The following is a 6,590-nucleotide window of genomic DNA, read 5'->3' as shown; positions in this document are numbered from 1 at the left end:
CGTGCGCGAGGCGCGCGTCTCCGATGTGCGCGGGCATTTCCTCGGCACCAACCGGCACAAGCGCAAAGAGGCGAAGGCGTTCACCATCGATGCATGCCATCGGCTGGGCTGGGCGCCGTGCGATGACAACGCTGCCGATGCGCTCGCGCTCTGGCACTACCAGGCATCGCTGCTTGAGCCGAGGCTCGCCGTGCAGACCTCACCCCTCTTTCGCCGGAGGATCGCATAATGGCGCGTATCCGAACGATCAAACCTGAATTTTGGACCGACGCGCGGACCGGCACGCTGCCGGAATTTTCGAAATGCCTGTTCCTCGGACTGCTCAACCATGCCGACGATTATGGCTTGCTCGATTTCGACCCGATCGAGTGGCGGGCGAAGATATTCCCGTACCACTCCGACACCACTACGGGAGCAGTAAATGCAGCTCTGATCGACGACCTCTTGCCGCGCGGACTGGTCGTCCTGTTCGCAGTCACGAACGATGAAGAGGACGAAACCAAACGGTACCTCTTCATCAAGAATTTCCACCGGCATCAGGTCATCAACAAGCCTAGTAAGCCGCTGCTTAAAGATTGGAAAAGCGGCGACACACCAGTGACTTATGCAAGGCGCCAGGGCTTCGAGCATCAGACGATTGGCCCCGCCGATATTGGCTCCGATCGCCCCTCACTCCCGCACAGCTCCGGTAGTGCTCCCGTAGCACTACCGCCTGGAAAGGAAAGGAAAGGAAAGGAAGGGAAAGGAAAAGAACAAGAGGCCGCGCCTAGCGGCGCGCGTTCTGGCGATCTTGAGCTTGGACTCGCGGAGCCAGCGAGACCGCCACCCCGCACCGATCCGGAATTCGACCTGTTCCGTCGAGGCAAGGATGTCCTCGGCGAGAACGCAGGCGGTCTGATCAAGCGATTGCTCCAGGCGAAGGACGGCAAGATCCCGATGGCCAGAGCGGCGATCGAACAAGCGTCCATCAAGCAAAACCCGCGCGAGTACATCGGCGCGATCATTCGCGGCAGAGAGGACGACGACAAACCGAGGGTGATCATATGACCGACCACGTCACGCTCGATCAGGTGCTGCGCGGATTCGCGAAGGTTGGATTCGATCCCCGCAGCCACCGCGGCACCAAGAACATCCGCTGCCCGAGCTGCTCGCAATGGCGGCGAAAGAAGATGCTCAAGTGCATGTCGATCCGCTGCGAAGCCGACGAATTCTTTTTCCGGTGTTTCCACTGCGATTTCCATGGGAGCTATCGCTATGACGACGCTCGCGACGCATCACGTCGAGTTCTTCGAACGCCGGGGGATATCGCCCGAGCTGGCTACAAGGTTCGAGGTCTATACTGGTGCCCTCGTCGGTAGGGGTAAGGACAAGACTGTCGTTGCGAATGAGCGCGGCAACATCATCGTCTATCCGTTCCTCGAAGGCGGCGCCGTCGTGAACGAAAAATATCGCGCCGAACGCGACGGCGAGAAAGTGTTCTGGCACCGCAAGGGCGGCAAGCGCACGTTCTGGAATGCCGACGTGCTCGACGATCCGGCGCTCGAGTCCGGCCTGCAATCGCTGGTCATCACCGAGGGCATCGAGGACGGCATGGTCGCGATCGATTGCGGCTGGCCGCTGACGGTGTCGGTGCCCGACGGTGCACCGCCAGTGCCGAAAGATGGCCGCCTGCAACCGCTCGATCCGCAGACCGAGGCGAGCGGCGGCAAATTCGAATTTATCTGGATCAACCGCGAGCGCTTGGGCCGCGTCAAGCGGTTTATCCTCGCAGTCGATGACGACGGTCCGGGGCAGCGCCTCGCCGCAGAGCTGGTCCGCCGCCTAGGCGTTGTGCGGTGCATGTTCGTCACCTTCCCGAAGGGCTGCAAGGATCTCAACGAGGTCCGCAGCAGGCACGGCGCGGATGCGGTCCACGAGGTGCTGCGCGGCGCTAGGCAGTACCCGGTGCGCGGGCTGTACCGGTTGTCGGAATATCCTGCGCTGCCAGCCCTGCAGCCGCTGTCGCTCGGCTGGCGTATCTTCGACGGGATTTATCCGGGCAACGGCTGGATGAAAATCTTCCCGGGCGAATTCATCGTGATCACCGGAATCCCGAGCCACGGCAAATCGACGTGGGTTCTCAACCTCGTCTACAACATGGCCCGCGATCACCACTGGCGCGCGTGATCTTCTCGCCGGAAATGCCGACGGTGCCGCATCTTCGCGACAAGCTGCGGCGCATCATCTCCGGCTCGATGGTGCCGGACGTAGAGACTGATCGCTTCATCGAATCGTTCTGCACCTTCATCGATCACGATCCGAACGATGCGGAAGACGACGACATCACGCTAGAATGGATCATCGAAAAGGCGCGCGACGCCGTGATGCGCGACGGCATCCGGCTTTTGATCATCGACCCCTGGAACGAAGTCGAGCACGCACGTAAGCGTGACGAGACCACGGCGGAGTACATCGGCCGTGCCATCCGCATGCTGAAGCAGTTCGGGCGGCAGTACGGGGTCGTGGTGATCGTGCTGGCGCATCCGACCAAGGACATCTGGGAGCGCGGCAGGCAGAGGACGCCGACGCTGTACGACATCGATGGTTCGGCGCACTGGTTCAACAAGCCGGACCACGGCATCGTCATCGAACGCGATGCGGTCGCCAACGAAGCGACCGTGCATATCGCCAAGGTAAGATTCGACGAGACCGGATATCGCGGCGCGATCAAGATGAGATTCGACATCGCCTCGCAGCGCTACACGCAACTGGACGAGAACGTGCAATTGGAGTTGGTCACATGAATCAGATGCTGCTGAGCCGGCGGGACGATCCGCTCAAGTTCAACCCGCTGGAGGACATCGAGATGGAGGACATCGCGCCGTCGGTCTGGAGCGGACCGCACGTCGGCAAGCGGCTGTCGGAAGCGATGCGAACGCTGCGCATGCTGCCGATGCGCGCGGTCCAGGGCTACTGCGGCGCCTGGCCTGCCTACGCCTACGAATTCGAGGATCTTCTCGCACAGCACGAGCAAGGCGAGCTGGAGAAGACGCAGCGCATGCAGAACCGCGCCCGGCTGTTGCCGAGCTACAGCGACGTCACGCGGATGGAGGCGGCGATCTATTGGCCCGCGCGCTTTCTCGGCAAGGCGGACTGGCTGATGCGCGCGGTCAACATGGTCGCGCTGGCGCATTCGCTGGAGCGCGATGCCGGATGGGTTGCGGCGCAATGCGGCGGCTACGCCGACACCTGGCGCGATCGTCACGACAAGGGATGCGAGGTCATCGCGCGCGGTCTGGGCACCGCATTCGTGCCGGTGTTCTGATGGCAGAGGATTGGCGGATACGGGCCTATTACGCCAACCGGCCAGCGGAGGCGAAGAATCACGGCGAGCTGGCGCTGGAGACGTGGCACCAGGGCGACGTCAGCAAGGAAATCAAGCTGATGGTGTTTCACGACCGCACCGACATCGCCTATGTCGATCTGGTCGATTGCAACGCGCACACGACGATGCGGCTCTATCGCGACGGCCGGGGCGGATGGTCGCCGAGCCGATCCGCCGCGTGGGCGGGCGGAGGCAAACGATGAGGGAAGCCGAGATCGACAGGGAGGAATTCAACGGCCTGTTGCGGCAGTTGGCGCCGATCATTCGCGATTATCTTCAGGACGCGCAGGACAAACGCGGCCCCGATCCGATCAACAGTTTCACCGTGTTGAACGCGCTCGCGATCTGTGCCGCTCTGCCGCTCAACGGCGCGCCTGATGAGGTTTACGATTGGTTCATCGAGGCGCTCGATACCGCGCGGTGCGATCTCGATTTGCAGGCGCGCCTCAATGGTCATTGAGTTCGATCTCGCGCGCGGCGCCGAGCGCGGCTATTTCATCGCCTTCGGCGTGGCGGCGGTCTACATCGCGACGGCGCCGAGGGGCGAGGCTCCTCGCTTCGAGATCAGCGATCAGGCGACGCTGCACATGGAGGACACCAACCCGCAGCCGATCGTGGGTGGTGCCGATCCGGGCACGCCGGCCAACCCGGTGCGCTCGCTGTGGCAGACCGACAGCCTGGCGCTGCGGCTGATCCTGCCGGTCAACTGGACGCTGCGGCGTCCGGGCATGGTCGCGTGGGTGCAAGGCGTGACGTGGTGACTGCCATGGCTGACACCGACAGGAAAGACCCGCCGCACCCGGCGGGTCAGAATCTCGCGGAGGGGTCGAAGCCGACCCCGACGCAGGAAGAAAACGATCTCGCTGCGATGGGCGAGCACGTCATCGAGAAAGAGCCGGACGGCAGTCCGCTCGATCCCGGGGTGCCGTATCCGCCGGAATTGCCGAACCCACCCGAACGCGGCGTGCCGGTCATCGAGACCATGTCCCCAACCACCGGCCCGCTGCCCGACGTCACCCTGCAGATCGACGGCTACACCTTCAGGCCTGATGCGGTGATCGTGTTCGACGGCGCTCCGCAGACAACCACGCTGGTCGCCTCGACCCGGCTGACGACATCGATCGTCGGCTTTGCCGGTGCGGCTGGCAGCTATGGCGTGCTCGTGCGCGACGCGGCCGGTGACAGCAACGTCGTGCAGTTCACTTTCACCGAACCGGTGGAAGGCGGTGCCGCCGCTGGCCGGCGGCGGCGATAACCAGAGGAGATCAGGTCATGACTGATGCGAAAGAAGCGGCCAAGAAGGCCTACGACCGCGAGCATGAGCAAAGCGAAAAGACCCGCGCCGAGGGCAAGGAGAAACTGTCGAAAGGCAAGCCGACCCCGACGCAGGAGGAGAACGACCGCACCAAGATGGGCGAGTACATCCAGGAGCACGAGGAGGACGGCAGCGGACCCGATCCGCACGCGCCGAAGCCGGAGCAGCACAACCACAAGACCCGGCACATGGAAGCGGGACAACGCGACCGGAACTATCAGACCAGAACGAGCTGATGGGTGCTTGGGACCTCCTGTCGCGCATCGCAAGCCGGATCATCAAAGGCGAAGGCGACTATCGTCCCGGTCCATGGCGTTTGCCGGTCACTGGCGGCTGGCTGCCTGTCGGTGTCGGCGAAAACTGGAATTGGTGGCAGCTCGGGTACAGCCCGATCAGCCTGTCGCGGTCTGCGATGGTCGAGGCGTGCGTCTCGGCCTATTCGCAGACGGTCGCCATGTGCCCCGGCGACCATTGGCGGCTCAATGACAAGGGCGGGCGCGACCGGGTCAAGACCTCCGCGCTCGCCCGCATTCTGCGACATCCCAACGACTACCAGACGATCAGCGATTTTCTGCTGAACACGACGCGCTCGCTCTACACCGAGGGCAACGCCTATGCGCTGGCGCTAAGGAACGACCGTTACGAGATCGATGAACTGCACCTGATGAATCCGGCGCAGTCGCATCCGCGTCTCGCCTACAACGGCGAGATTTTCTATGCGCTGCATGGCAATGACGTCATCGCCAAGCGCCTGGGCGGAGAAGCCGGTCTCTTGGTGCCACAGCGCGACGTGCTGCATATCAGGCTGCACACCAATAGTCGCGCGCCGACGCCGCTGGTCGGCGAGTCCCCCATCGTTGCCGCCTATGAGGACGTCGGCGTCGGCGCCGCGATTTCGCGCCAGCAGGCGGCGTTCTATCTCAACGAGGCGCGGCCGAGCGCCGTGCTGTCGACCGATCTGGTGCTCGACAAGGATCAGGTCCAGGCGCTGCGCGACCGCTGGAACGACCAAGCCAAGAACCTGCATCAGGGCGGCACCCCGATCCTGACGGCGGGCCTCAAGGTGCAGCCGTGGTCGGTCGGCGGCCGCGATGCTGCAACGGCGGAAATCCTCAAGCTCTCGAATGAGCACATCGCGCTGGCGTTTCGCGTGCCGCTGCAAATCCTCGGCATTGGCGGCACCAACTACGCCTCCACCGAGCTTTTGATGCAGAGCTGGATCGCCATGGGGTTGGGCTTTGCGCTCAACCACATCGAGGAAGCATTCGGGCTGCTGTTCGGCCTCAAGGGCCAGCCCGACGAATACGTCGAATTCGATACCGCCGCGCTGTTGCGCTCGGCGCTCAAGGACCGGATCGAGGCGCTCGCGCGCGGTGTCCAGGGCGGCATCTATGCGCCCAACGAGGCCCGCGCGCAGGAAGGCCTCGACGCCGTCGACTTCGGCGACGAGCCGCGCGTGCAGCAGCAGGTCGTTCCGCTGTCCGCTGCTGGCGCCATCCCGGCCGCGCCGGGACCGCAGGCGCCGCCATCCGCTCCGCCAGCACCAGCTCCGCCGCCGCCTGAGAAAGGCAACCGCGATGCAGTCCAACGGGAAGTCCGAAACCTTTTTAGAACCGCCGACCGCATCGGAAGACGCCGACTGTCTTCTTGACGCGTGGCGCGAGGCGCTCGCCCACGCGCTCGATCAGGAGCGGCGGCAATGGCTGCGCGAGCGCGAACTGATCGAAGCCAAGGCCGAGGCGATCATTGCGACGCTGAAGGCCGAGGTCGCCGTGCTGCAGGAGCGCATCACGATCCGGCTGGCCGAACTGACGAATGGCGCCGATGGCGCACCCGGACCGGCGGGGCCTCCCGGCGAGAAGGGCGAGCAAGGCGAGCGCGGCGAGCAAGGTCAGCGCGGCGAAGCCGGCC

Annotated in this window: 10 protein-coding genes and 2 pseudogenes; all 12 read left to right on the top strand. The window is 64.0% G+C overall.

Features of this window, described 5'->3' with window-relative positions:
- Positions 1-229 (top strand): annotated as a pseudogene (locus CWO89_RS46390) (hypothetical protein); the annotation flags it as partial.
- Complete coding sequence (locus CWO89_RS39090) at positions 229-1,047, top strand: hypothetical protein (protein ID WP_130583654.1); 819 nt, start codon at positions 229-231, stop codon at positions 1,045-1,047. The pseudogene CWO89_RS46390 and the gene CWO89_RS39090, both read left to right, overlap by 1 nt.
- A 207-nt stretch (positions 1,048-1,254) precedes the next feature.
- Entirely contained in the window at positions 1,255-2,166 is a 912-nt protein-coding gene (locus tag CWO89_RS39085) for a toprim domain-containing protein (RefSeq protein ID WP_165421508.1), read from the top strand.
- A gap of 23 nt (positions 2,167-2,189) precedes the next feature.
- Positions 2,190-2,783 (top strand): DnaB-like helicase C-terminal domain-containing protein, encoded by a 594-nt coding sequence (locus tag CWO89_RS39080; protein WP_165421507.1) that lies wholly within the window; start codon positions 2,190-2,192, stop codon positions 2,781-2,783.
- A complete protein-coding gene (locus CWO89_RS39075; RefSeq protein ID WP_130583651.1) occupies positions 2,780-3,304 on the top strand; it encodes a hypothetical protein in 525 nt (174 codons plus the stop codon). Before CWO89_RS39080 ends, CWO89_RS39075 begins: the two co-directional genes overlap by 4 nt.
- Entirely contained in the window at positions 3,304-3,567 is a 264-nt protein-coding gene (locus CWO89_RS39070) for a hypothetical protein (protein WP_130583650.1), read from the top strand. Before CWO89_RS39075 ends, CWO89_RS39070 begins: the two co-directional genes overlap by 1 nt.
- Positions 3,519-3,824 (top strand): hypothetical protein, encoded by a 306-nt coding sequence (locus CWO89_RS39065; protein WP_130583649.1) that lies wholly within the window; start codon positions 3,519-3,521, stop codon positions 3,822-3,824. Before CWO89_RS39070 ends, CWO89_RS39065 begins: the two co-directional genes overlap by 49 nt.
- Positions 3,814-4,125 (top strand): hypothetical protein, encoded by a 312-nt coding sequence (locus CWO89_RS39060; RefSeq protein WP_130583648.1) that lies wholly within the window; start codon positions 3,814-3,816, stop codon positions 4,123-4,125. The genes CWO89_RS39065 and CWO89_RS39060 overlap by 11 nt, the downstream gene beginning before the upstream one ends.
- A 5-nt stretch (positions 4,126-4,130) precedes the next feature.
- Positions 4,131-4,619 (top strand): choice-of-anchor Z repeating domain-containing protein, encoded by a 489-nt coding sequence (locus CWO89_RS39055; protein WP_130583647.1) that lies wholly within the window; start codon positions 4,131-4,133, stop codon positions 4,617-4,619.
- Positions 4,620-4,636: 17 nt separating this feature from the next.
- Positions 4,637-4,915 carry a hypothetical protein gene (locus tag CWO89_RS39050; protein ID WP_130583646.1) on the top strand — a complete coding sequence of 93 codons (279 nt, stop codon included), beginning with the start codon at positions 4,637-4,639 and terminating at the stop codon, positions 4,913-4,915.
- Positions 4,915-6,330, top strand: coding sequence for a phage portal protein (locus tag CWO89_RS39045; protein WP_130583645.1), 1,416 nt, complete (start codon positions 4,915-4,917; stop codon positions 6,328-6,330). The genes CWO89_RS39050 and CWO89_RS39045 overlap by 1 nt, the downstream gene beginning before the upstream one ends.
- Positions 6,257-6,590: pseudogene (locus tag CWO89_RS39040) on the top strand (hypothetical protein); the annotation flags it as partial. The gene CWO89_RS39045 and the pseudogene CWO89_RS39040, both read left to right, overlap by 74 nt.

It is taken from the genome of Bradyrhizobium sp. Leo170 (genome assembly GCF_004296405.1).
Taxonomy (GTDB): Bacteria; Pseudomonadota; Alphaproteobacteria; order Rhizobiales; family Xanthobacteraceae; genus Bradyrhizobium.
Note: the sequence above shows the minus strand (reverse complement) of the source record. Positions and strands in the feature narration are given on the sequence as shown.